Source organism: Paenibacillus tyrphae (assembly GCF_027925525.1).
Classification (GTDB): domain Bacteria; phylum Bacillota; class Bacilli; order Paenibacillales; family NBRC-103111; genus Paenibacillus_G; species Paenibacillus_G tyrfis_B.
This window is the reverse complement of record NZ_BSDJ01000018.1, coordinates 78232-101289: the sequence shown is the minus strand read 5'-3', so window position 1 is coordinate 101289 and position 23058 is coordinate 78232. Positions and strand designations below refer to the sequence as shown.

Sequence of the window (23058 nt, the reverse complement as noted above, 5' to 3'; positions counted from 1 at the left end):
GACGAACATGGAGCAGCAAACGATTGGGCAAGCGGAGAAGGCGTTTTTCGAGAAGGAAGGGTATCTCGTGCTCAAGCGCTTTTTTTCCGAGGAAGCCGTAAGCGCGCTGAACGAAGCTTACCACAAGGTATGGATGGAGCTAATGGCGGACGGGAAAATCGTGCAGGTGGCCAACCGCCCGTTCGACAGCTTGTATCCCCGGCTCCGGGACTATCACCGCGGCAATGAAATCATTACCCGGTTTATTTTGGACGACCGGGTGATGGACGCGCTCGAAGCGTTGACCGGCGAGGAGATGCTGGCCTGCCAAACGAGCTATTATTTCAAAGCGCCGGGCGCCAAAGGGCTGCCTCTGCACCAGGATAACTACAGCATCGGCGCTTACCCGGATACGACTTACGCCATTTGGGTCAGTCTGGACGTATCCGACGAGCGGAACGGCGGTTTGCGGGTCGTCCCGGGCTCCCACGTTTTCGACATCGTTTCGCCGGAGTCCGTTCATGAGAAGGTGAACGTTTACGGCAAACGCATTCAGGTGCCCGAAGGCTTCGAGCAGAAGGAGCTCGCCAACGACATCGGAGACGTCGTTATTTTTAACGGTAACCTTTTGCACGGGTCGTCGGATAATCATTCCCGGGATTCGTTCCGCCGGGCGATCGTTACGCACTACGCGCGCGCAAGCGTCGAAAAAATTACGCTGAATTACAGTTACCTGCTGAACCGCAAAGGGGAGAAGGCTCGCCGCAAGCTGAACCCCGCAGCGCGGGTAGTCGAGACGAAAGAGTCGCTGTTTGAATTCAGAGAAGCCAAATTTTTCGATCAAATCATTCATCGGGGGTAACATGAGTTTGCCGGACCTCGATACGTACGGGTTTATGAACGTTCTTGCGCAGCGCCGGGGGGTATGTTTTGTGCACGCCGACGACGGGGAGGAAACCTACGAACGGTTGCACGAAATGATCGACTGGAATGCCCGCGCACTTCGCAAGCTAGGCTGCACGACCGGACGGGGCGGATGTGTGGCGCTGAATGTGCTCCTCGGGTGGCGGGCGGTGCCCGTGCTGCTTGCTGCACTCCGCGAAGGGGTCCCGGTCGTGCCGGTCGATCCGTTCCGCAGTCCCGAACTGACGGCGCGAGTGCTGAAAGAAGTGCGTCCGCTTCTGGTTCTCGACCAAGAGCAGTTGGAGACGGACGGGCGCATTGCACTGTCCCGGGTCCTGGAGACGCCGCCTTACCGACAGGGCAGTGTGCCGAGCGGCGTAGCGCTTATTTTGTATACCTCGGGTACGGGAGGGTTTCCGAAGGGGGTTATGCTCACGTACCGCAACCTGTGGAGCAATGTGACGGACATTCTCGGCTACTTCGGCCTCCGTCCGGAGGACCGTCTGATGCTGGTGCGCCCGCTCACCCATGCTTCCGCCATAACGGGAGAACTGCTGCCTGCGCTGTACTGCGGCTGCTCCATTGCCGTCAAGCCGCATGACGTTTCGCCGTTGCGGGTCATCCGCGATATCGAGGAGCAGCGGCCAACGGTGCTGTGCACGACGCCGACGGTCGCCTCCGCTTTCACGCATTTTGCCGACCGGTACGACGTGACGTCGCTGCGCAGCATCATGCTCAGCGGAGAACTGCTGCTGTCCTCCCACTACGAACGTATCGCCCCGGCCTTTCCTTCCGCTGCCGTAGGCAACGCCTACGGGCTGACCGAAGCTTCTCCGCGCGTCAGCTGCCAGCCGGACATCCGCCAGGCGGATTCGCTGCGTTGTGTCGGCCGGCCGCTGCGCCAAGTGAAGGTGAAGATCGCCGGCAGCGGCGGAGAACCGCTGCCGGAAGGCGAACGGGGCGAGCTCTGGGTATCGGGCCCGAACGTGATGCTGGGCTATTACGGAGACGAGCCGGCCACCCGCCGCAAGCTGCAGGATGGCTGGCTGCACACGTCCGATCTGGCTTCCGTCCACGGCGGTATGCTCTACGTGCACGGTCGCGCCGACGATCTCATTATCCGCGGGGGCGTGAACGTTCATCCGGCCGAGATCGAGTCGTTTCTGCTGGGCATCGAAGGCGTTACGGAAGCTTTGGTGTTCGGCCGCCGGGACGCGCACGGGATGCGGGCGGTCGCCTGGCTGGTGACGGAGCCGGGCTTGGAACGCAGCGACGTGTACCGGCGCATTTTGCGGGCAAAGCGGGATGCGAGGCTGTGGCCGGATGCGATCGAAATCAAATCTGCCCTGCCAAAAACTTCCTCGGGCAAGCTGATTCGGCCGAGGATGGAAAACGGCGAAGGAAAGGAAGGGAATAAGATTGAGTGAAGAAGTGTGGCATGCATTTTTCGGATCGGACTATTTGACCTTTTCCGAAGTCATTCTTTCCCCTGAGCGAACCCGGTTTGAGATCCAGCGCATCTTGGAGCTGCTGGCCCTGCCGCCGGCCGCGTCGATCCTCGATTTGGGGTGCGGGCAAGGAAGAATTGCGGTTCCGCTAGCGAAGATGGGCTACCGGGTGACCGGCTACGACGGTTCCCCCGAGCTGCTGGAGGCTGCCCGGCGCAGGGCGGCAGAGGCCGGAGCCGACATAAAGTTCTTGCACGGCGATATGCGCGACCTCGACTTCGACGAGGAATTCGATGCGGTCCTTAACGTAGGCACGGCTTTCGGTTATATTGCCGACGAAGAAGGCGACCGTCGCATATTGAATCGCGTGCGATTGGCGCTGAAGCCCGGCGGTTCGTTTCTGCAGGAGACGGAGAACCGGGATTACAAGCTGCAGGGCCTCCGCAATACATGGAACGAGATGAACGGGCGCCCGGTGTTCTCAGAACGGCAATTCGACAGCGTATCCGGACGCTGGACCGAACGGATCTTCTGGTTCGAGGGCAGCGAGAAAAAGGGAACGGTGCTTAATGTGCGGCTGTATGCCGCCACCGAATTAATCGCGATGACGCGAAACGCCGGTTTGCAGGTGACCGATGTATTCGGGGGGTTCGATTTCTCCCCGTTGAAGGCGGACAGTCCCCGCATGCTGATATTGTCCAAAAAGGAGCAGAGCCGATGGAGAGCAAACATGTGATCATTCCGAAGGAAAAAATGGTATGGAGTCCCGGCGTCTACGAAAATACCGAAATGTGTTATCTGTGGGACGATCCTGAACTGGAGCGCAGAGTGTTTCTGCTCAAAATGAAGCCGGGCAGCGTCATCCCGATGCACGATCATCCGCAGCGGGAAATTGCGATGCTGCTGGAGGGCGAGATGATCTTAAACGAGACGGAAATTATGCGGGAAGGCGACTTTCTCACGGCGGGCCTTGGCGAGAGCCACGAAGTGACGACGGAAAAAGGCTGCGTGCTGTTTTTGTATATCGATTACAATGTCGAGAAGAAGAAGATCGTTGATGCGTCATGAGGCGATGCGAGGTGAATACGACGAACGGCAGCACCACTCTGTTCAACGAAGCATACCACGCGGCCTATGATTACGTCTCGGATTATACGGCATTTTCGCTGCTTCGCGCGCTGAGGACAGCCGGCGTTCCGATTCGCAGCGGCTTTTCGGAAGAGGAAGCCGTGCAGCGGCTCGGCTGCTTACCGCAGTACCGTCCGCATGTGCGGTGGGTGCTGGCTTTTCTGGTCCAGCAGCAAGCATTGAACGTTTCGGCGCAAGGGGATTATATGGAAGTCCGTCCGGAGGCTTGGTATCGTCCGGCCCAGGCAGCGGGCTTGAATTTAAACATCGAACCGTCGATGAGGCTTATCGACTACGTCATTTCGTGGTGGCCCGCCATCGTCCAAGGCAAAGCCGATCCGCTTCATGTGATGTTTGGTTCGCAGGGCTCCTCCCTTTGGGAGCTCTATTTCAACAACGGCCACGACTTGTACGCGGTTCACAATCAATGGGCGGCCGAATCGCTGGCCGACGAAATGCCGGATAGCCGGAAAGCCAAAGTGCTGGAGGTTGGCGTGGGATACGGGTCGGCAGCGCGGGCGCTGCTCGCCGAATGCCAGCTGCGCTCCCAGGAGATCGACACGTATTTGCTGTCCGATGTCAGCCCCCTTCTGGCCGGTAAAGCGAAGGGAATGTTGGCTGCGGACTATCCCCGCGTGGCAATCCAGTCCCGTAAAATCGACATCAACCGCATTCAAGGCGTGTCCGCCTGTTCGTTCGATTTCATCTATGCGGTTAACGTCATTCATTGCGCCGAGTCCGTTCGGGATACGCTGGCTATGCTGCGAGAGCTGCTGTCCGAGGGCGGCTGCCTTGTGGTCTCGGAATGCGTGAGAGCCGATTACGCCAGCCGGCTTCATCAGGAGTTCGTTTTCTCCTTGCTGCCGGGGTTCGGCAACGTGCAGCCATGGCCGGAGGCCCCGCCTTGCTTCGGCTTCCGGACCGCCGAGGACTGGCGGCAGCTGATGCAGGCCGCAGGGTTCCGCAAGGCGCGGGCGGAAGTCAACGCAGGGGCTCAGGTCCGGGGCGTGATGATTAAGGGCTGGGTTTAAGACATCCGAGAGGATGTCTTTTTTTTCGGGCCTCCCTTTCCCTCAAACGTTCGTCGCCCCACGGTTCGAACGCATGATTTTCCACATGGCGAAAAAAGCCGATTCCTTCCCTATTAAAGCCGACTCCGTGATAAGAAAAGCCGAGTTGCCAGCGCACGAAACGCCTATCATAAACGGTAGGACGGCAACACAACTATTCCATGGGCAGGAGGGAATCGATTGATTGTTTTATGGGATGTCGATCACGAAAAAGGTTCAGGCACGATTGTCGGGCACGAGATCGAGGAAATGCAGGAATACGTTCCTATTCGATGCGCGACGCATTGGGAAGAGGTAAGCGCCAGCGTGCAGGAAGGGTGCGGGGCTTTGTTTACGATGACTTCCCGGACCGAGCCGCCGCCGGAAGGGGACGGGGGCGCGCTTCCGTCCGGCGTTCCGCAATATGTAATTACGCACGTCGATAAGCAGGCCAAGCTGCTGATCCGTTTTTTTCTGTTCTATTTGGCGTCGCTCTCGCTGGATTCGAACCGGCCTCTCCAACCGTCGTCTGCCGGCACGCACGAGATCGACTGGAACAAATCGATTCAATACATCCAGGATAATCTGGAAAACAGCGAGCTTTCTTTGGAGGAGGTAGCGAAGCAAAACTACGTGTGCAAATGGCATTTTTCGAAAATGTTCAAGAAGCAATTCGGCATCACCTTCCGGGAATTTCTTATTCGGGAGCGCATCGATTTGGCCAAACGAATGCTGCTGACCGACGAATCGGTGACCAATGTGTGCTATGCGGTCGGGTACGGGGATTTGACGCATTTCGGCCGCATGTTTCAAAAAAAGGTCGGCATGCCGCCTTCCCGGTTTAAAAGCATGCATTGGAAAAAAACGGGAAGCAGGGAGGGGAGTCTCGGATGAAAAAGTCAATCGTCTTGACGGCAGCTTTGATAATCGTCATTCTCGCGGCTTTGTGGGCTTATATGACCTGGACAAGCCCTTACAAGCTGCCGCCCGTGTCGTCCGACGTTCCATGGACGTCGTATCAATTGGATTTCAGCAAGGAAGAGAAGTCATACCGGAATGCGAAAGCGCTCGGGGAGAAGCCGGAGCCGCCCGCCCTGCCGCTCACGAGCGAAGAAGCGGCCGACCGGGCTTATGCCTACGCTCTTTCGCTGTCCAAGGCAGGCGACGGCAAACGGGACGAGCGAATCCGGTATTTGCAGGAAGCCGTAAGGCTCGTTCCGCGAAATTTGGCCTACAGCACACCGCTCCGGCGCGAAATGGCGGCAGCGGGCCAAGGCGAAGCTTTCGTTCAATTCATGGACGGGCTGAAGGAGGCGGACCTGCCGCAGGTGCGCCTGCAAAAGGCGATGTCGCTCGTCGACCGGCTGCAGGAGCCGACGATCGGAACGGCATCGCTCGGACAATTGTCATACTTGTCCATCGAAGTGCTGGATAAGGTGCTCGAAGACAATCCGTACGATTGGATGGCTCATTACGCCCGCGGAGTGAATAACCTGTACTGGCCTGTCGGACTGCAGCGGATCGACAAATCGATTCAGGATTTAGCGTTCTGCGTTGCGGTGGCGCACAGCTTCGCTGACCGTTCCCCCGTGCTGTGGCCGAAAGCCTACACGGCGCTCGGCGACGCGCTGGTCAAGAAAGGCGACGTGAAAGAAGGCATGCAGGTCTGGAAGGACGGACTGAAGCGATTTCCGGAGCATGAGGAACTCAAGCAGCGCGTTCAGGCCGGTAACGGGCAGGCGGAGCAAATCGTCGCGAAGGAACGGGGCATGGAGCAGTTTCAACGTCCGGCGCCCGATATGACCGACTTCAGCGTCATTTGGAACAAGTAAACGGCAAAGGTGGATGGAAATGAAGGAAGTAGTCGTCAGCGGAATGGGAGTGCATACGTCCATCGGCTTCGGCACGGAGACGTTCTGGAGAGGTCTGCTTCAAGGCGTGTGCGGCATCGGTACGGTCGGCGTGTTCGACGTGAGCGGCCATAACCACAAGCGAGCGTGCGAAATCAAACGGATGCAGCCGTCCGCGTATTTTCAAGACCAGGTGTCCGGCATGGGCAGAACGACGGGGATCGTAACGCCGGCCGTGGAGGAGGCGCTGCAGGACGCCGGGCTTGCTCCCGACGGGCTGTCCGCTTACCGGGTCGGCCTGTGCGTCGGAACGACGATGGGGGAGATTGAGCCTCTCGAAAAAACATTGAGCGGGGACCCGCTCGATACGCCCGGAGGACCGCATACGATTGCCGCTCACTTAACTAGCCTGCTTCGTTTGTCCGGACCCCGGTGGACGTTCACGAACGCGTGCTCGGCCGGCAATTTTGCCATCGCCAGATGTATGGAAGAGCTGCGGCTGGGGCGGGCGGACATCATGATCGCGAGTGGAGTCGACTCGCTCTCTTGGGTGGCGTTTACCGGCTTCGCAAGCCTGCGGGCGATGTCGCCGGACGTGTGCCGGCCGTTCGACCGGAAGCGGCAGGGGCTTATTCTTGGCGAAGGCGCCGGCGTCCTTGTGCTGGAGACGCGGGAGCACGCGGAAAAACGCCGGGCGCAGGTCAAGGCGACGCTGCTCGGCTACGGATTGTGCTGCGACGCGCACCATATCACGCAGCCCGATCCGTCCGCCAAGGGGGCGGTTCGCGCGATGCGGCAGGCGCTTGCCATGTCCGGTCTTACGCCGGGCGATATCAGCCATGTGAGCGCCCACGGTACAGGCACGATCGCGAACGATCAGATGGAAACGAAAGCGATCGGGGAGGTGTTTGCCGGCAGCGGCCGGACGGTGACTGTCAATTCGATCAAAGGCCATATCGGCCATACGCTGGGGGCGGCGAGCGCTATCGAAGCCGTGATGGCGGTGAAGGCGATCGAAACGGGCCTGTTCCCGCCGACGCTGCATACGGAGGACATCGATCCGTTATGCACGCATGACAGCGTCCGCTTGAACCGCAGTGTCTGGTCCGGGCCCGTAGAGGCCGTTCTGTCCAATTCCTACGCCTTCGGGGGAATCAATTCGTCCATTGTATTGGCCGGTCCGAAAGGAGGGAAAGCCTCATCATGACGAACGATGTGCAGGTTCAGGTTCTCGGCGTCGGAGCCATAACGAAGGCAGGCTTCGGCGCGGCATTTGCGGACAGCCCGCCATCCGCAATCGAAACGGGAGGCGATACGAAACACGCTGCCCTTATACCGGACAGCGGAGACGCCCGGCTGAAGCGGATGAAGAAGTGGTCCAGATCGTCCCAGTTGGCCTGTCTCGCCGTTCACGAGGCGTTATCCGGACAGCCGGAGCCGGACCCTGTGCGGACGGCGATCGTCATCGGAGCCGACTACACCAATCTGGAGGCGATTCTGGCGATGGATGCGGAAGCGAAGCGCTACGGCATCATCGGGACGAATCCGGCTTTGTTCCCGGAAACGGTGCTGAATGTAATCGGCGGGCATCTTTCTTCTTATTTCCGCATCGCCGGGGTGAACGTGACGATCTCCAGCGGCCCGCACACCGGCTTGAAGGCGCTCGGGTATGCGGCCGATCTGCTCCGTCTCGGTCTGGCTGATCGGGCCATCGTGTGCGTGGTCCATTTACTGCCACCGCCGCCCTTCGGGCAGAGGACGCTTCCGTGCGCGTACGAGCGCGAATCGGTTGCCGCTTTGCTCCTGGGTCCGGCGGCCGATGATGCCGAAGCGGGAATTGCGCTTCGTTCGGAAGCGGCGCCGGAGGCAGAGCATCGGCACCCGCTTGCGGCTACGGCAGCGTCCGAGGTGCCGCTTGCCATCGTCTCCGCCGTGCACCGGATCAGCCAGGAAGGCTGTGGGGAAGCCGTGATCGCAACGTCGGACGAATCCGGAAACGATGTCCGGATCACGCTGCTTCCGCATGCGGACGGTGGTTGGCGTTGAGCGGGCAGGAGGCAAGGAAAGGAGACGCTCGCCGGACGCCGCCCTTTCGTGCGGTAGTGACAGGGACCGGACTGGCCGCCTCGTCCGGCTTCGGAGAAGACCAGATATGGGAGGCGGTGCTTCACCAGCGCTCGCCGGTCACTTCGCGAACATATGAGACGGGCGTCGGCGGGAGCGTCCGTTATCCGGTGTACGGCATCGACGCGGGCGAACTGCGTGCCCGGCTGACCGAGTCCGAGCGGCAGGCGATGGCCGAATGGGGGCTATCCGGCGACGTCGATCTGGCTCTCCTTATTGTCACGATCCGGGAAGCGCTGCGGTCCGCCGGGCTTGATCCGGATTCCGCAGGACGGGAAGGCATGAACCTCTCGCTTGTGATCGGTCACGAAAATTTGGGCACCGTGTTCTTGGTCGACCGCCTGCTGCGCAGCGGTGGGATCGTACCGTCCGGACCGGACGAGGCGCTGCCTTCGTTCCGGCACTTTCAGGACTCGTTTTTCCATATTCAAACGTTCCCCTATTTGTTTTATCTGGCCCGGCTGTTCGGCGTGAACGGGTTGACGTACACGGTGAACAACGCCTGCGCTTCCGGATTGTACGCGCTTGAGCTTGGAAGGCAATTGCTCGCCTCCGGCAGCACGGACGTCGTTATCGTCGCCTGCTCGGATTATGCGCATGTCACCGAATATTTATGGCTTCAGGATAAGGGCGCACTGTCCAAGAAACACGAGCTTCGCCCGTTCGACCGCAAACGCGACGGCTCGATCCTCGGAGACGGAGCGGGAGCGCTCGTGCTGGAGTCCGCAGACCGCGCCGCACGGAGGGGGGCCGATGCGGTTTGTGAATACGCCGGGGGCAGCTTCGGCCAGGACAACTGGAGCCTTACGCTGCCAGACGTCAGCCGGCATACTTACTCATCCGTCATTGCCGATGCCGTCGCCCGGTGGGGCGGGGCCGGGGCCGATCTGCTGGTGCCGCACGGAGCCGGGAGTCCGCTTTGGGACCGGTATGAGGCCGCTGAAATTCGCCGGTCGTTCGCGCAGCTGTCGATGGCAACGCCGCTTGTGACGGCGTTCAAAGGCTATCTCGGCCATACGCTGGGAGCAAGCGCCATGCTGGAAATGCTGTTAATGCTGCGCTGCATGAAGGAAGGTCTCGTCCCGCCGACGCTTCATTACGAAGAGTCCGGAGCGAAAATCGAGCTCCCCGTGGCGGCGGCTTGGGAGAAGCGGGACATTCGCACCGCCGTCAAAGCGGTTCCCGCGTACGGAGGGTTTCATGCGGCTTGCGTTTTCAAAACCATAGATTTGAAAGAGGAATACGGGGGGAAGGAATGAGCCAGGCACAATGGGATTTTTCCAACAAACGGGCTGTCGTCACCGGAGGCTCGCAAGGCATCGGAGCGGCCGTTGTCCGGGGGCTGGCCGCAGCAGGCGCCTCCGTCTTGTTTACGTATTCGCGCCATGCCGAAGCGGCGGAGACGCTGGTGCGGGAATGCGGCGGTCCGAACGTCGTCACGGCAGTACAAGCGGACTTTGCGGCTTCATCCGGCTTAGAACGGCTGACAGACCTCCTTTTCCGCGAGCCGGAAATTCATTGCGTGGTGAATAACGCGGGCATCGTTCTCGACGGACCGCTTTACACGATGCCGGAACGGCATTGGCAGGACGTGCTGCAGGTGAATTTGTCCGCTTTATTCCCGGTTGCCAAAGCGGCGATTCCTTCATTGGCCCGCTCTCGGGGCAGCATGGTTAACGTCGCGTCCGTTGCGGGCATCAGCGGCACGGCCGGGCAGACGAACTATTCGGCGGCGAAAGCAGGCGTCATCGGATTTACGAAGGCGCTGGCGCGCGAGGCCGGACCGCTCGGAGTACGGGTGAACGCCATCGCCCCGGGCTATGTGGAAACCGGCATGCTCGGCCATCTGCAGCATGACAGGAAGAAAAAACTGACGAGGGGCATTCCGCTCAGGAGGCTCGGCCGGCCCGAAGAAATCGCCGAGGCGGTCCTGTTCCTCTTGTCGGATTCCGCTTCGTACATGACCGGTTCCGTGCTGGTGGCGGACGGGGGATTATATTGACAAAGGAGCTGTCGAGGGATGGAACGGAATCAGGAAGCTTTGAAGAGACGCTTGGTCGAGCTGGCATTTGAAATTGCCGGAGAAGGAGAGCTCGGTGAAGACCAGGATTACGACGTTTACTTAACTTCGCCGCTGCCCGAGCTTGGGGTCGATTCGCTGACGGCGCTTGAGCTGGCCGTGCACTTGGAGCGCGAATTCGGGACCCGCCTGGAGGAGCAGGAGCTGACGCAAATTCGCACGCTGGAGGACATCGTCCGGTTTGTCGAATCCAAAGGAGACTAGGATGCGGGTACAATGGCTACGGCAAAATTATGCGTCCGTCGCGCGGAAAGTACGGCCGCTTCAAAGCGTCGATCCGTTTTTCGTCGACCGATTTCAATCGATATTGACCGCCTTCCTGTACGGCTACAACAGCGTGCTAAACAGCCGCCGGCTGGAGCCCGAGGCGGTTCGGCAGGAACTGGACGGACGTTTCGACGAGTTTTACCGGGGCTTCGCGTATGAGGGGCTCGGCATGGGGCTCGGAGCCCGGACGCTGTTTATCCGCTCCGAACGCATGCGGCTCGAACAAGCCATGAACGCGGTAGCGCCGGGCTATTTGTACCAATATTACGTGGGGCTCGGCTGGTGGCTGTCGATGCGCTACGGCTTTCGCCAAACGGGCTACGAGCGTTTTCTGCGCAATCTAAGCCCGCTCTATGGCCCTATCGTGTTTGACGGGGTCGGGTTCCGCACCGGGCTGTTCCGCTTCGGGACAAATCCGGGGATCGTTGCGCGCTTTGCGGAATTCGGACCGTTCGGGCAGCGGGTTTGCTATCAAGGGCTCGGCCGGTGCCTGTGGTTTCTGCACGAATTCAACCTGCTGCGGGTGGTGCAAGACGTGCAGCGTCTGCCGCCCGAGCGTCACGGCGACACGATGAGCGGAGTCGGGCTGGCCGTCGCTTACAGCCTGTTCGACGATCCGCTCCGGGCGCTGGAGCTGCGCTCTTCGATGCCTGCGGAGCTGCGTCCCGCCTTTCGGCAGGGGCTTGCGTTCGGCTGGGAGGCCAGAAGGCTGCAGACCCCGGGGTTTGCGGCGAAATTGGAAGGCATTGCGTCCGAGGCGGCGGATACGATTCACGGATATGTCCGGTCGGTGCACCAGGTCAGACAGGAGCTGCTGGACGGCGGGGCGGGTGTTCGTTTTTATATCGACTGGCTGGATGGCGTCCGCCGGCGTCTGGCAAACGAAAGTTAACAAGGGGAGAGACCATGCGATGAAATCGATAATCCGGGTAGTGAGCATTTTAAGTGCGGGTCTTGTTCTAATGGCCGGCTGCTCTGCCGGAACGGGGGGCCGCAGCACCGAATACGGCATCTCCTATGCGGACGTCACGGAGCAAGCGGGCATCAAATTTAAGCACGAGAAGGCGCAGTTCGATTCCAAAGGGGACAACATCATGCCCTGGCTGCAATCGACAGGCGCGGGCGTAGCCGTCGGCGATTACGACGGAGACGGTCTTATGGATCTGTACTTCATCAGCTCCAAGGCGAACAGCATGAACGCTCTTTACCATAATAACGGGGACGGCACGTTTACCGACGTAGCGCCCAAGCTGGGGCTTGCGGACGTGAACCGGGAAGCCGTCTCCGAGACGGCGCTGTGGATCGATTACGACAACAGCGGGCATCCGAGCCTTTTCATCGGCAAGTGGGGCGGACCGAGCCAACTGTTCCATAATAACGGGGATGGCACGTTTACGGACGTATCCGAGAAGAGCGGCGTCAGCAACTATATTGGAAACTACGCCAAAGCCATCTCGCTGGATTATAATCGCGACGGTCTTCTGGACATCTATTTAGGAGGCTATTTTCACGAGAAAAACAATTTATTCCATCTCACGACGACGAAAATCATGCACAACGATTTCGAGAAGGCGCGAAACGGCGGCAAAAACGTGATGCTTCGCAACAACGGGGACGGCACGTTCACCGATGTAGCCGACGAGCTCGGAGTGGAGGACCGGGGCTGGACGCTGGCGACGGCGGCAGGAGACTTGAACAACGACGGCTGGCCCGACCTGTATAACGCCAACGACTTTGGACCGGATGTGCTCTACTTGAACGAGGAGGGCAAACGGTTTAAACGCATCATACAGCCGAGAGGCATCGGAGACGACACGTACAAGGGAATGAATGCGGACTTTGCCGATGTGTTTCACGACGGCAATCTGGCGATTTATGTCACGAATGTGAGCAAATCAAGGTATATTTTGGAAGGCAATCAGCTTTGGCATCCGAATGCCCAAGGCCAATACGTCGACCGCGCGGAGGAAATGGGGATCAATCTGGCGGGGTTCTCGTGGGGGGCGCGGTTTTTCGACGCGGATAACAGCGGCAATTTCAGCTTAATGGTCACGAACGGGTTCATCTCGGCGGGCAAAGAACGGGATTACTGGTTTGACCTCGGCACGTTGGCCACAACCCCTGGTACAATCGTCGAGGATATGAAAAACTGGCCTGCCTTCGCCGACAAGAGCTTGTCCGGTTACGAGAAAAAACGGCTGTTCTGGAATAACGGAAAAACGTTCAAAGACATTGCTCAGGAAACGGGAATTACGTTCGATTCCGACAGCCGGGGTGTCGCTGCCGTCGACTTGTGGAACCGTGGAGTGCTGGATCTCGTGTTCGCGAACCAAGGCGCCCAGCCCAAAGTGTATAAGACGACCAATACGACAAATCACAATTGGATCAAGCTTGAGCTGACGGGGACGGCGCCGAGCAACCGGGAAGCCGTCGGAGCGCGTATAACGTTCGAGGTCAAAGGCGTGAAGACGGTCATGGAGCGGGACGGCGGCAATTCGCACGGAGCCCAGAGCGAGCCGCGTCTGCACTTTGGTCTTGGGGATGCGGCGCAAGCGGACAAGATCACGATCCGCTGGCCGAGCGGCCGACTGCAGGAGTTGACCCAGGTGAAAGCCAATCAGGTTCTGAAAGTGACGGAACCGGATGGTCCGGTCCCGGCGGCAGGTGTGAAATGAAGGAGCGGAGACTGAACGTAGAACATGCGTCGGTGCGCGTCGGCGTCATCGGCTGCGGCAAAATTGCGCAGACGCGCCATCTCCCGGAGCTGCTCGATAACCCCGACGCGAAGCTGGCCGCCGTGTGCGACCCCGACGGGGACCGTGCGAAGACGGTCGCCGAGTCGTTCGGTGTCCCGCAGGCATACGATTCGCACGAATTCCTCCTCGCATCGAGCGATATCGACGCGGTCGTCGTCTGTGCGCCGAATGCGCTGCATGCCGAGATTAGCCTTCAGGCGCTGCGTTCCGGCAAGCATGTGCTGGTCGAGAAGCCCATGGCGATAGTCCGCGAAGATTGCATCCGCATGGTCGAAGCGGCGGAGCAATACGGGCTCGTCTTGGCCGTCGGCCATAATCAAAGGCTACACCCGGTGTTCCGGCGTGCCAAGCAGCTGATCGCTTCCGGGCGGATCGGCGCGGTCATCCAGTTCGCTACGCAGTTCCAGCACGGCGGTCCGGAGACGTGGAGCGTAGACGGAGCCGCGAGTTGGTTTCTACAGGGCGGCAGCGCCGGATTTGGCGTCATCGGCGACCTTGGCGTCCATCGGCTCGATCTGATGCGGTGGCTGCTGGACGACGAAATCGCCGAGTTGAACGTCTATTCCGCTCATCGGCGCCCTATCACGGGCATCGAAGACAATGCGGCGATGGCGCTGCGTTTTTACGGCGGCGCTATCGGCACGATTCAAGTCGGCTGGAGCAACCCGCTGCAGGATCATCGGACCGTGATCTACGGGGAGCGGGGGATGCTGGTCATGGGCGAGACCTTCGACGGCATCACCCTCGCTGACTACGGCAGCGGGAAGACGGAACAGGAAACCGTGGCGCTTTCCCTGCGTCGCGACGGGTACTTGTGCTCCGGCGTGGCCGACGATTTCATCCGCAGCATTCGGACGGGCAGCGCCCCTGCCGTTAGCGGCCGGGAAGCGCTCCGTACGATGGAGGCGCTGTTCCAGGCTTTGCCGGGCCCGTGATGGGTGTCGCCGAAGCCGCGAAAAAAAATTTTTTCTCCAGCTTGTATGGTTTTCCTTCTGCGATTCGTTACTTCATGTGAAAGCCTATTAATTCCACGATTCGAGGAGGAAACCAATCATGAAAAGCACGGATTTGAAAGCTTCCATCAAACGCATTCCCGCTTTTACCGCAGCCGTACACCCGGTAGTGGCGAATTACGCCGAAATGGGCAAGGAAGTGAGAAAGTCCTGGAGGCAGGTAGACAGTCTGATTCCGAAGGGCCATCCGATGCGGCTGCAAGGCGATGTGGCCTACACCTTCTCCCCGCAGCGCATTCTGGGGAGCGACATCAGCAGCTTCGAAATAAAAATCGGGGTGCAGGTCGAGTCGCACGCCACTCTGGCGCAGCCGATGGAACTGTTCCAAGTGCCGGAGCGGGAGTACGTAACGACTCATTTCCGCGGAGGATGGAAAGAGCTGAACACGGTTTATTTTGATCTCATCAACTGGATCAAAGAGAACGGGTACGAGCTGGATCAGTCGGATGACGTCTATTGGATCGAAACGTATCCGCTAAACCCGGTCAATCCGTTCGAAATTCCGCATGATCAAATCGAGACGTTCGATTACGAGATCAGCATGGCAGTCGTTAAAAAGTGATCCGGATTGCAGGGAAAAGCGATCGCCCTCCAGCTTGCCTTCTTGGCGGGGAGGGCGATTTATTTTATGTCCGGCAGCGGACATTCGCATCGAATCGCTGCTGGTAATTCGATGCGGGTTTTTCTAAAAAAAAAATTTGTCTGAAATTTGATCAAAAATTGAATTTTATATGAACAAAATCGCAAAAGTGTGGTATACTATTGGAAGAGAAAGCACTTTCAATGGTTTAGGAGTGATCGCTATGACGACGAAAACGGCGGTTTTGACCGAAGGAACCGGGAACGAGCGCAATGTGGGCAGATTGGTAGCTTTGATGACGGCAACAGCATGGGTGCTGCTTGGGATCGGATTTCTGCTTAGTTTATTTAACCTGCATGACTTCAGCGATCGTAACATGTCCCTCATGGTCGGGGTCGGGTTCATGGTCGGCAGCGTTCATATCTATGTAATTCGTACGGCCATCCATCTCGTTCATTCCAGAGCGAAAGCGGAAGACGATAGTAAATAAGTAGCATAACACACAAATTTTGGCCCCTTCGGGATCTCCCGGAGGGGTTTTTGGTGTTATTTGGGGTGTCATATTTTAACAAGTGCAAAATATTTGTCAGCTTCGTGAAAATTTTTTTGCAGAAAAATGACGAAACATTGACGTATTTGTTAAATGCCGCGAACATTTTGTCGTAATCTGTTATGGTGGTTCTATAGAGTGATCTGGCTCACAGTCAGAACAATCATAGCATTTCGGAGAGCTTGGGAGAGGATCGACATGAGAAAACCGGTAAAGATCGGCCGAATTTCGCTAGCGCTGCTGTTCATCCTGATGATGGCGCTGCTAACCGGCTGCGGACAAGAAATGATGGTGTTCGACCCGAAAGGGCCGATTGCCCAAGACCAGCGAGACCTGATCGTGATCTCGACCGTGCTTTGCCTTATCGTATTGGTGCCCGTGCTGGCCATGACGGCAGTTATCGTATGGCGCTATCGCGACGCGAAAGGAAACAAGGCGGCCTACAAGCCGAATTGGGCGCACAGCACCAAGCTGGAGATGATCTGGTGGGGGATTCCGATCGTCATCATCCTTATTCTCGGCGGCGTGACGGTAAAATATACGTACGCTTTGGAGCCTTCCAAGCCGATTCAATCGGACCAGAAGCCAATTGTCGTTCAAGCGACGTCGTTGGATTGGAAATGGCTGTTTACTTATCCGGAGCAGGGAATTGCGACGGTGAACTATTTGCAAATTCCGAAGGGCGTGCCGATCAAGTTCGAATTAACGTCGGACGCTCCGATGAACTCCTTCTGGATCCCGCAGCTTGGCGGACAAATGTACACGATGTCCGGCATGGCGATGACCTTGTATCTGCAAGCCGATGAGGCAGGCAAATATTTCGGCACCGCAGCGAACTTCAGCGGGGAGCATTTTAACGACATGAAATTCGACGTACACGCAACGTCGCGGGAAGAGTTCGACAAGTGGGCCGCAGGGGTCAAAAAGTCGGCAAGTCCGTTGACGCAAGCCGGCTATGACGCATTGGCCAAACCAGGCCGCTCCGGCGAGCAGTTTTTCTCGGCGTTCCCGGATAACCTGTTCTACAATATCGTTACGAAATATGCAGTCGGTGGCTCGCACGGCGCTCATGGCGCACACGGAGCGGCACCTGGCGGCAGCGGAAACGAATCTGGCGGGAAACAGGGCGCTGCAGTCAGCAGCAACAAGATGGAGGACGTAACCGCGGGCGAAGGCCACGGGGCACATGGGGCGGCTCACAGCGCCTCCGGAAAATAAACGCAACGCTTGATTTATTTTTAACAGAAAAGAGGCCCACTCATGCTGGATACCATTAAACAATTCGCATCGGAGTTTTTCGTCACCGGGGATCCGCTAATTCTCGGGGCACAGGTAAGTATCGGGCTTGCGATGGTAGCCATCGTCTTCGTGCTTACGTTTTTCAAAAAATGGGGCTGGCTGTGGCGCGAATGGCTGACGACCGTCGACCATAAGCGCATCGGCATCATGTATATTATTTGCTCCATTCTGATGCTGTTCCGCGGCGGTGTCGACGCACTGCTCATGCGGCTGCAGCTGGCAATGCCCGGTGTCGAATTTCTGCAGGCGGATCACTATAACGCCATCTTCACGACGCACGGCGTCATTATGATTCTATTCATGGCGATGCCGCTCATGTTTGGTTTGTTCAATGTCGTCGTCCCGCTGCAAATCGGCGCACGCGACGTAGCATTTCCTTTTCTGAACTCGCTCAGCTTCTGGCTGTTCTTCTTCGGGGCCATGCTGTTCAACATTTCGTTCGTCATCGGCGGTTCGCCGGATGCGGGCTGGTTGGCATATCCGCCGCTGTCCGAGCTGTCCCACAGCCCGGGCGTTGGTCAAAACTTCTACATCTGGGGCATTCAGATCTCGGGGATCGGGAGCTTGGCGACGGGGATCAACTTTATCGTTACGATTCTCAAAATGCGCGCGCCCGGCATGAAGCTGATGAAAATGCCGATGTTTTCCTGGTCGGTGCTGTCCAGCTGTATCATGATCATTTTCGCATTCCCGATTTTGACGGTTACGTTGTTCCTGCTGTTCCTTGACCGCTTTGCGGGCACGCATTTCTTCACGCTCGACGGCGGCGGCAACCCGATGATGTATATCAACTTGATCTGGATGTGGGGTCACCCCGAAGTGTATATCGTCGTCGTGCCGGCGTTCGGTATTTTCTCCGAGGTGGTTGCGACCTTCTCCAGGAAAAAGCTGTTCGGCTACTCTTCGATGGTATTCGCGATGATCGGGATCAGCGTACTATCGTTCTTTACGTGGGTCCATCACTTCTTCACCATGGGCTCCGGCGCGGATGTCAATGCGTTCTTCGCGATAACGACCATGCTGATCGCAATACCGACCGGGGTCAAGGTGTTCAACTGGCTGTTTACGATGTTCCGCGGCCGGATCCGGTTCACTACACCGATGATGTGGGCGGTCGCGTTCATTCCGTGCTTCGTCATCGGCGGGATGACCGGGGTGCTGCTGTCGGTTGCTCCGGCTGACTTCCAATTTCACAACAGCTACTTCCTGATTGCGCACTTCCACCAAGTGCTCATCGGCGGCGTAGTGTTCGGATACTTTGCAGGTCTTTATTACTGGTGGCCGAAAATGTTCGGCTTCAAGCTGAACGAGCGTCTCGGCAAATGGGCGTTCTGGTTCTGGAACATCGGCTTCTATGTGTGCTTCATGCCGCAATATTTCCTCGGATTGGACGGCATGACGCGCCGTACGTATACGTACGATTTTGACATGGGCTGGGGACCGCTCAACCTCGTTTCGACGATCGGCGGCTTCCTGATGGGGATTGCATTCATTTTCCAAGTATGGCAGATTGCTTACAGCATCAAAAATCATGAGAAAGACACGACTGGCGACATCTGGGACGGCCGCACGCTCGAATGGACGATTCCTTCGCCGGCGCCGATGTACAACTTCGCTATTGCGCCGACCGTGCAGGAAACGGACGACTGGTGGGAGCGGAAGCAGAAAGGCGAGAAGCCGCTCGCTCCGATTCCGGATGCGAAGCTGGAGCCGATCCATATGCCGAAAAACTCGGCGATTCCGTTCATCAAGTCCTCGCTCTGGTTCTTGGCCGGGTTTGGGTTCGTATGGAACTGGATGTGGCTGACGATTCCGGCGCTTGTCGGCATCGCGATCTGCATGCTGGCGCGTTCGTTCTCGTACGATACCGACTATTATATTCCGGTCGATGAAGTGAAGCGGACCGAGCAACTGGCAAGGGGGGCAAAAGCTTAATGGCACATACAGCGGCAAATCACGGACACGACGCTCACGACCACGATCATCACGATCAAGAGTCGCTGAAGACGTTCGGCTTTTGGCTCTTTCTGATTACGGACGTTATTTTATTCGGCACGTTGTTTGCGACCTATATCGTTCTTCGCGGCAATACGAATGCGGGACCGACGCCCGAGGAACTGTTTCAAATGCCGGGCATTATCGCCGAAACGTTCATCCTGCTGACAAGCAGCTTTACGAGCGGGATTGCGGTGCTTGCGATGCATCGCGGCAACAAGAAGCAGCTGATCGGCTGGCTCGCGGTTACGGCGCTGCTCGGCGCGGCGTTCATCGCGCTGGAAGTGACGGAGTTCGTGCATATGGTGCACGAGGGCGCGACGATTTCCACCAGCGCTTTTCTATCCGCGTTCTTTACTTTGGTAGGGACGCACGGCTTGCACGTTTCGCTTGGTTTGGTTTGGATGATCGGGCTCATGCTTCAGCTCCGCAAACGCGGGATTACTCCTGTTACCAAACGCAAAGTGGAAAATCTCAGCCTGTACTGGCACTTTCTCGACGTCGTCTGGATTTTCGTCCTCACGGTCGTCTACTTGATGGGGGTGATGTAAGATGGGGAATTCGCATGGAGCTTCTTCGCATGAGCAGCACGGCTCCCATGGCTCGCTGAAGTCTTATACGATCGGGTTCGTGCTTTCGATCATCTTGACGATCATCCCGATTACCATCGTGATGAACAGCATGCTGAGCAAGACGGCGACGCTGATCGTGATTCTTGCGATGGCTATTCTTCAGTTCGTCGTGCAGCTCGTTTTCTTCATGCACCTGCGCGAAGGCGAGAATGCACGCTGGAACATGATGGCGCTGCTACTCGGCATGATTATTCTGTTGACGATCGTAGCAGGCTCGATCTGGATTATGACTTACAACGCGGTAGCGCATTGATGTGAGGGGCGAGAAATCGCCCCTTTTTCTATTATTCAATGCTAGAATATTGCAATTAACCAAAACAAAAAGAAATAGACCGCCCTCGGCAAAGGTAGCGGTCGTTTCATTACTCACCCTTATTTTTGCTTAGCCACCGCCCTTAAAGGCGGCTATTGTGCGGGAGTCGTGTTGGCGCACGGCTCAATCCCACATCATGATAAGCGCCTGGGGAATGACGAGCCAGAAGCCCGACACCGGCATGAAAAAGACGCCGACGAGACAAAGCGCAAGCATGTAGGCGCCGATAAATTTGGGGATTTCCATTCTTTTGACTTGAGTCAGCCAGCGGATCAGTCCGGCCAGCATAAACAGCAGGGCGCCGAATAACAGGAACCAGAACGCCGAACCCCGGTCGTAATGAGGATCGATACTATTAAAGAAGCCGCTTTGTGCGATATCCGCCAGAGGCTGCCAATAGACGATAATGCCGACTACCGTATGCAGTACCGCCGTCCAAGCAAGCATCATGCCCGAATAAGATTTAAGTTTGGCTGCCATAAACAACTCGCTCCTTTTCCGCATTGGCTTTGATCGCTCTGAGCAAGCCGCGCCGGATCAAGGCGCTGCCGGGGTAGATCAGCAGCCAATACAGCCCGAATTTCAGCCGAACTGACTTGTCCTGCGTTAGAATCCGCGTCTCGGTGAAGACCGTCATTATTCCGTTGGGCTGCTCCCGCACTTGGAAATTCATAACCGCCTTCGCATGACGAAGGGAGTCACAATCGATAAAAGCCTGTACCGAATCCAAGCGGATCGGCTCATTACCGACCGGTCTCCAAAATGGGCCGACTACCCCGACCAAGAGCTCTTGCCCTTCGGCTTCTTCCAGCAGCATGAATCCATAGCGCATCATTCGCTTTATAAACGGTTCGTCGCCGCCCGAAGCTCCTGTTTTCACTTTGCCGGCCAGCCAGGCCGGAAGCATCCGAATGCCGAACAGCAGGCGAAGCGCCGGAACGTCCCCGTATTTTACTTCGCGAATCGCACGATAGACCGCATCCCTCGGCGCACGGACGTCGATCGAATGCTTTTCGTGGTAGTGATAAACGGGCAAATAGCGGTCGAGCAGCATGGGCAATTCCTCCTCGTATCAAGCTCTAAAGCTAGTGCTATGGCTCAATCGGAAATGTCGATCACACCGCGGGAACGGCTGGATGGTGATTTTTTATCGGCTGCCCCCGGCGGCTTTTTTGTCCGGTCGATTGCGTCATCGAGCAGGCTGCGAAGACCGAGCAGGGCTTCTCTGCGGGAAGCGAGAAAATGGCTGCGCGCCCCGGCGGGAATACATTCGGCAATCAACGTTTCTTGCGCCTCCGACAAGCTGTCCAGCAATTTTGTTACCTTATCGGCTCTCATCGTTCTCCTCCTCTTTGGGTTCTTGTAGCAGCTCTCTTTCACCGAAGCGGATCGACAGCTTCTGCTCCGTAAACCGGGCGCCGGCAATCGGACGGCCGAGCAGGATGCGCGGCAGCACCACTTTGCGCTTGTAAGGGCCCGCTTGGACGGTCAGCTCGTCGCCTTTCTGACTGAGCGACAAGTCGCTTTTGTCGACAAAAGGCAGCGTCAGATCCAAAAAGTAAACGTCGCCTTCCTTGCGAATGTCCTGCACCTTCCCCAAGTGGAGCACTTCCGAGACATTGCGGCCGCCAAAAGCGGCTTCGCCCATTTGCGCGAGCAGCGGCAGGCCGTGCACTTCGGATTTCATCAGCGGGATGCGAAAGATCGGCAGCGGGCTGAAGCAGTCGCGAATTTCTTCTTCGTATTTATCTTGAGCCGCCCGCCATCCGGCCCAATAGCCGGTTCCGGCTTCCTCTGGCAGGACGCGGTTTACGACCACCGCATCGGTATTGAAGCCGAACAAGTTCAAATAGGTGAACGCTCTTCGAGCCTCGGAGATGACCATCTTCTCCGGATTAAGCACCATGCGGATGGAGGTCGTCTCCGAATCGAGAATCAGGCTTTGCAGCAGCTCCAGCTCGCGGGCGAGCGACTCGATGCTGTTCATGACGTTATCGTCGGGCAGCTCCAGCCCGCCTGTGACGATTTTGGCGACGGGACGCACCAGCTTTACTAACCGGCGCTCGTACGGGAAAATTTTGTCCATCCACCAGCCGAGCACATTCGGGTAGCTGAGCAGCCGGAGCGTCTCTCCGGTCGGCGCGCAATCGACGACGATGACGTCATAGTTGCCGCTGGCCGCATGGCGTTTGATTTCCAGCAGGCTGAACAGCTCTTCCATGCCGGGAAACACCAGCATTTCCTCGGTCGTCACGTCGCTAAGATCGGCCCAGTTCATCAAACCGGCCAACCAGCCTTGGACCGCGCCCCAGTGCCTTTCCGTTTCGCGCAAGCTGTCCACCTCTTGCCCCCATAAACAGTCGGTAATGGGAACAGGGCTGCTGCCCAGCAACTGATCGAACGAATCGGATAAACTATGCGCCGCATCCGTACTCATCACAAGCGTACGAAGCCCTTGCGCCGCAAACGTAACGCCCGTCGCCGCAGCGACGCTCGTTTTGCCGACGCCGCCTTTACCGGTATATAGAATGATTCTCATCGTATCCCTCCAATTAGTACGATTTCGTAGTATTTAGTTAAAAAAATAGGGGCTGCGGTTCAAGCAAATTTAATCGTCGATCCGGATTTTCCGGACGGTACGATCGGACGGCACGCTGTCTTTATCTTCTTTGTGCTGCAGCGCTTTGCCTACTTTGACCGCGAGCGTCAGAAACTGCTGCAGCTCCTCCGGGGAGAGAGCCGCCTGCACGCGGGTAAACATGTTTTCCATCATAGCTTTTGCCTGGCCTGCCAGCTTGCGGCCTTCGTCGGACAGCCTGACCAGAATGATGCGCTGATCTTTGTCGGATTGATTGCGTTCGGCAAGACCTTTGCGGACCAGACGTTTCGTCAGGCTTGTCACCGTGCTGAGCGGCGCTCCCAGTTCCGAGGCCAGCTCCGACATGGTCAGCTCGCCGCGATATTCGAGGAACATGAGCGCGGAAATTTCGGAGCGGTTCAGCGTTTGCTCCAGCTCGGCCGCCTCCGACATCAAGCTCATGGGCCGCAGACCGTGTTTGAAAAATAGCTCCAGCATCTGCTCCATCAACGGC

Annotated in this window: 26 protein-coding genes; 21 read left to right on the top strand and 5 right to left on the bottom strand. The window is 57.6% G+C overall.

Going from position 1 to position 23058, the window contains the following annotated elements; all coding sequences use genetic code 11:
• The first annotated feature begins 7 nt into the window (after positions 1-7).
• From QMG93_RS21385 to cyoD, 21 genes are all read left to right on the top strand, one after another.
• Positions 8-841 carry a phytanoyl-CoA dioxygenase family protein gene (locus QMG93_RS21385; protein WP_281940007.1) on the top strand — a complete coding sequence of 278 codons (834 nt, stop codon included), beginning with the start codon at positions 8-10 and terminating at the stop codon, positions 839-841.
• Position 842: 1 nt separating this feature from the next.
• The gene (locus tag QMG93_RS21380) at positions 843-2309 is read left to right on the top strand and encodes a class I adenylate-forming enzyme family protein (protein ID WP_281940006.1); all 1467 of its coding nucleotides are present in this window, start codon (positions 843-845) and stop codon (positions 2307-2309) included.
• Positions 2302-3066: a class I SAM-dependent methyltransferase gene (locus tag QMG93_RS21375; protein ID WP_281940004.1), complete on the top strand. Its 765-nt coding sequence runs from the start codon at positions 2302-2304 to the stop codon at positions 3064-3066. The genes QMG93_RS21380 and QMG93_RS21375 overlap by 8 nt, the downstream gene beginning before the upstream one ends.
• The gene (locus QMG93_RS21370) at positions 3048-3398 is read left to right on the top strand and encodes a cupin domain-containing protein (protein WP_054975664.1); all 351 of its coding nucleotides are present in this window, start codon (positions 3048-3050) and stop codon (positions 3396-3398) included. Before QMG93_RS21375 ends, QMG93_RS21370 begins: the two co-directional genes overlap by 19 nt.
• 11 nt (positions 3399-3409) lie before the next feature.
• Complete coding sequence (locus QMG93_RS21365) at positions 3410-4489, top strand: class I SAM-dependent methyltransferase (protein ID WP_281940001.1); 1080 nt, start codon at positions 3410-3412, stop codon at positions 4487-4489.
• A gap of 219 nt (positions 4490-4708) precedes the next feature.
• Positions 4709-5401, top strand: a complete 693-nt coding sequence (locus QMG93_RS21360) for a helix-turn-helix domain-containing protein (RefSeq protein WP_281939998.1) — start codon at positions 4709-4711, stop codon at positions 5399-5401.
• A complete protein-coding gene (locus QMG93_RS21355; RefSeq protein ID WP_281939996.1) occupies positions 5398-6339 on the top strand; it encodes a hypothetical protein in 942 nt (313 codons plus the stop codon). Before QMG93_RS21360 ends, QMG93_RS21355 begins: the two co-directional genes overlap by 4 nt.
• Positions 6340-6358: 19 nt before the next feature.
• Positions 6359-7564: a beta-ketoacyl-[acyl-carrier-protein] synthase family protein gene (locus tag QMG93_RS21350; RefSeq protein WP_281939994.1), complete on the top strand. Its 1206-nt coding sequence runs from the start codon at positions 6359-6361 to the stop codon at positions 7562-7564.
• Positions 7561-8403 (top strand): beta-ketoacyl synthase N-terminal-like domain-containing protein, encoded by an 843-nt coding sequence (locus QMG93_RS21345; RefSeq protein ID WP_281939991.1) that lies wholly within the window; start codon positions 7561-7563, stop codon positions 8401-8403. Before QMG93_RS21350 ends, QMG93_RS21345 begins: the two co-directional genes overlap by 4 nt.
• Positions 8400-9740, top strand: coding sequence for a beta-ketoacyl synthase N-terminal-like domain-containing protein (locus QMG93_RS21340; protein ID WP_281939989.1), 1341 nt, complete (start codon positions 8400-8402; stop codon positions 9738-9740). The genes QMG93_RS21345 and QMG93_RS21340 overlap by 4 nt, the downstream gene beginning before the upstream one ends.
• Entirely contained in the window at positions 9737-10483 is a 747-nt protein-coding gene (locus tag QMG93_RS21335) for an SDR family oxidoreductase (protein WP_281939987.1), read from the top strand. The genes QMG93_RS21340 and QMG93_RS21335 overlap by 4 nt, the downstream gene beginning before the upstream one ends.
• A gap of 18 nt (positions 10484-10501) precedes the next feature.
• Positions 10502-10765, top strand: a complete 264-nt coding sequence (locus QMG93_RS21330; protein WP_281939985.1) for an acyl carrier protein — start codon at positions 10502-10504, stop codon at positions 10763-10765.
• 1 nt (position 10766) lies between these two features.
• Positions 10767-11720: a DUF1702 family protein gene (locus tag QMG93_RS21325; protein ID WP_281939983.1), complete on the top strand. Its 954-nt coding sequence runs from the start codon at positions 10767-10769 to the stop codon at positions 11718-11720.
• 19 nt (positions 11721-11739) lie between these two features.
• Positions 11740-13503, top strand: a complete 1764-nt coding sequence (locus QMG93_RS21320) for a CRTAC1 family protein (protein ID WP_281939981.1) — start codon at positions 11740-11742, stop codon at positions 13501-13503.
• The gene (locus tag QMG93_RS21315) at positions 13500-14519 is read left to right on the top strand and encodes a Gfo/Idh/MocA family protein (protein WP_281939979.1); all 1020 of its coding nucleotides are present in this window, start codon (positions 13500-13502) and stop codon (positions 14517-14519) included. Before QMG93_RS21320 ends, QMG93_RS21315 begins: the two co-directional genes overlap by 4 nt.
• A gap of 118 nt (positions 14520-14637) precedes the next feature.
• Positions 14638-15159 carry a GyrI-like domain-containing protein gene (locus QMG93_RS21310; protein WP_281939977.1) on the top strand — a complete coding sequence of 174 codons (522 nt, stop codon included), beginning with the start codon at positions 14638-14640 and terminating at the stop codon, positions 15157-15159.
• Between the two features lie 241 nt (positions 15160-15400).
• The gene (locus QMG93_RS21305; protein ID WP_281939974.1) at positions 15401-15667 is read left to right on the top strand and encodes a hypothetical protein; all 267 of its coding nucleotides are present in this window, start codon (positions 15401-15403) and stop codon (positions 15665-15667) included.
• Positions 15668-15925: 258 nt separating this feature from the next.
• Positions 15926-16945, top strand: a complete 1020-nt coding sequence (gene cyoA / locus QMG93_RS21300) for a ubiquinol oxidase subunit II (protein ID WP_281939972.1) — start codon at positions 15926-15928, stop codon at positions 16943-16945.
• A gap of 42 nt (positions 16946-16987) precedes the next feature.
• The gene (locus tag QMG93_RS21295; RefSeq protein WP_281939970.1) at positions 16988-18961 is read left to right on the top strand and encodes a cbb3-type cytochrome c oxidase subunit I; all 1974 of its coding nucleotides are present in this window, start codon (positions 16988-16990) and stop codon (positions 18959-18961) included.
• Positions 18961-19572: a cytochrome o ubiquinol oxidase subunit III gene (cyoC, locus tag QMG93_RS21290; RefSeq protein ID WP_281939967.1), complete on the top strand. Its 612-nt coding sequence runs from the start codon at positions 18961-18963 to the stop codon at positions 19570-19572. The genes QMG93_RS21295 and cyoC overlap by 1 nt, the downstream gene beginning before the upstream one ends.
• Position 19573: 1 nt before the next feature.
• Positions 19574-19906, top strand: a complete 333-nt coding sequence (gene cyoD / locus QMG93_RS21285; protein WP_253407776.1) for a cytochrome o ubiquinol oxidase subunit IV — start codon at positions 19574-19576, stop codon at positions 19904-19906.
• Between the two features lie 183 nt (positions 19907-20089).
• On the opposite strand, the gene QMG93_RS21280 is transcribed toward cyoD, so the two are convergent.
• From QMG93_RS21280 to QMG93_RS21260, 5 genes are all read right to left on the bottom strand, one after another.
• A complete protein-coding gene (locus QMG93_RS21280; protein ID WP_281939963.1) occupies positions 20090-20446 on the bottom strand; it encodes a DUF6463 family protein in 357 nt (118 codons plus the stop codon).
• Positions 20430-21020 carry a hypothetical protein gene (locus QMG93_RS21275; protein ID WP_281939961.1) on the bottom strand — a complete coding sequence of 197 codons (591 nt, stop codon included), beginning with the start codon at positions 21018-21020 and terminating at the stop codon, positions 20430-20432. The genes QMG93_RS21280 and QMG93_RS21275 overlap by 17 nt, the downstream gene beginning before the upstream one ends.
• A 44-nt stretch (positions 21021-21064) precedes the next feature.
• Entirely contained in the window at positions 21065-21304 is a 240-nt protein-coding gene (locus QMG93_RS21270) for a hypothetical protein (RefSeq protein WP_281939959.1), read from the bottom strand.
• Positions 21291-22505 (bottom strand): ArsA family ATPase, encoded by a 1215-nt coding sequence (locus tag QMG93_RS21265; RefSeq protein WP_281939957.1) that lies wholly within the window; start codon positions 22503-22505, stop codon positions 21291-21293. The genes QMG93_RS21270 and QMG93_RS21265 overlap by 14 nt, the downstream gene beginning before the upstream one ends.
• A gap of 69 nt (positions 22506-22574) precedes the next feature.
• Positions 22575-23051: a MarR family winged helix-turn-helix transcriptional regulator gene (locus QMG93_RS21260; RefSeq protein ID WP_281940106.1), complete on the bottom strand. Its 477-nt coding sequence runs from the start codon at positions 23049-23051 to the stop codon at positions 22575-22577.
• Positions 23052-23058: the final 7 nt, after the last annotated feature.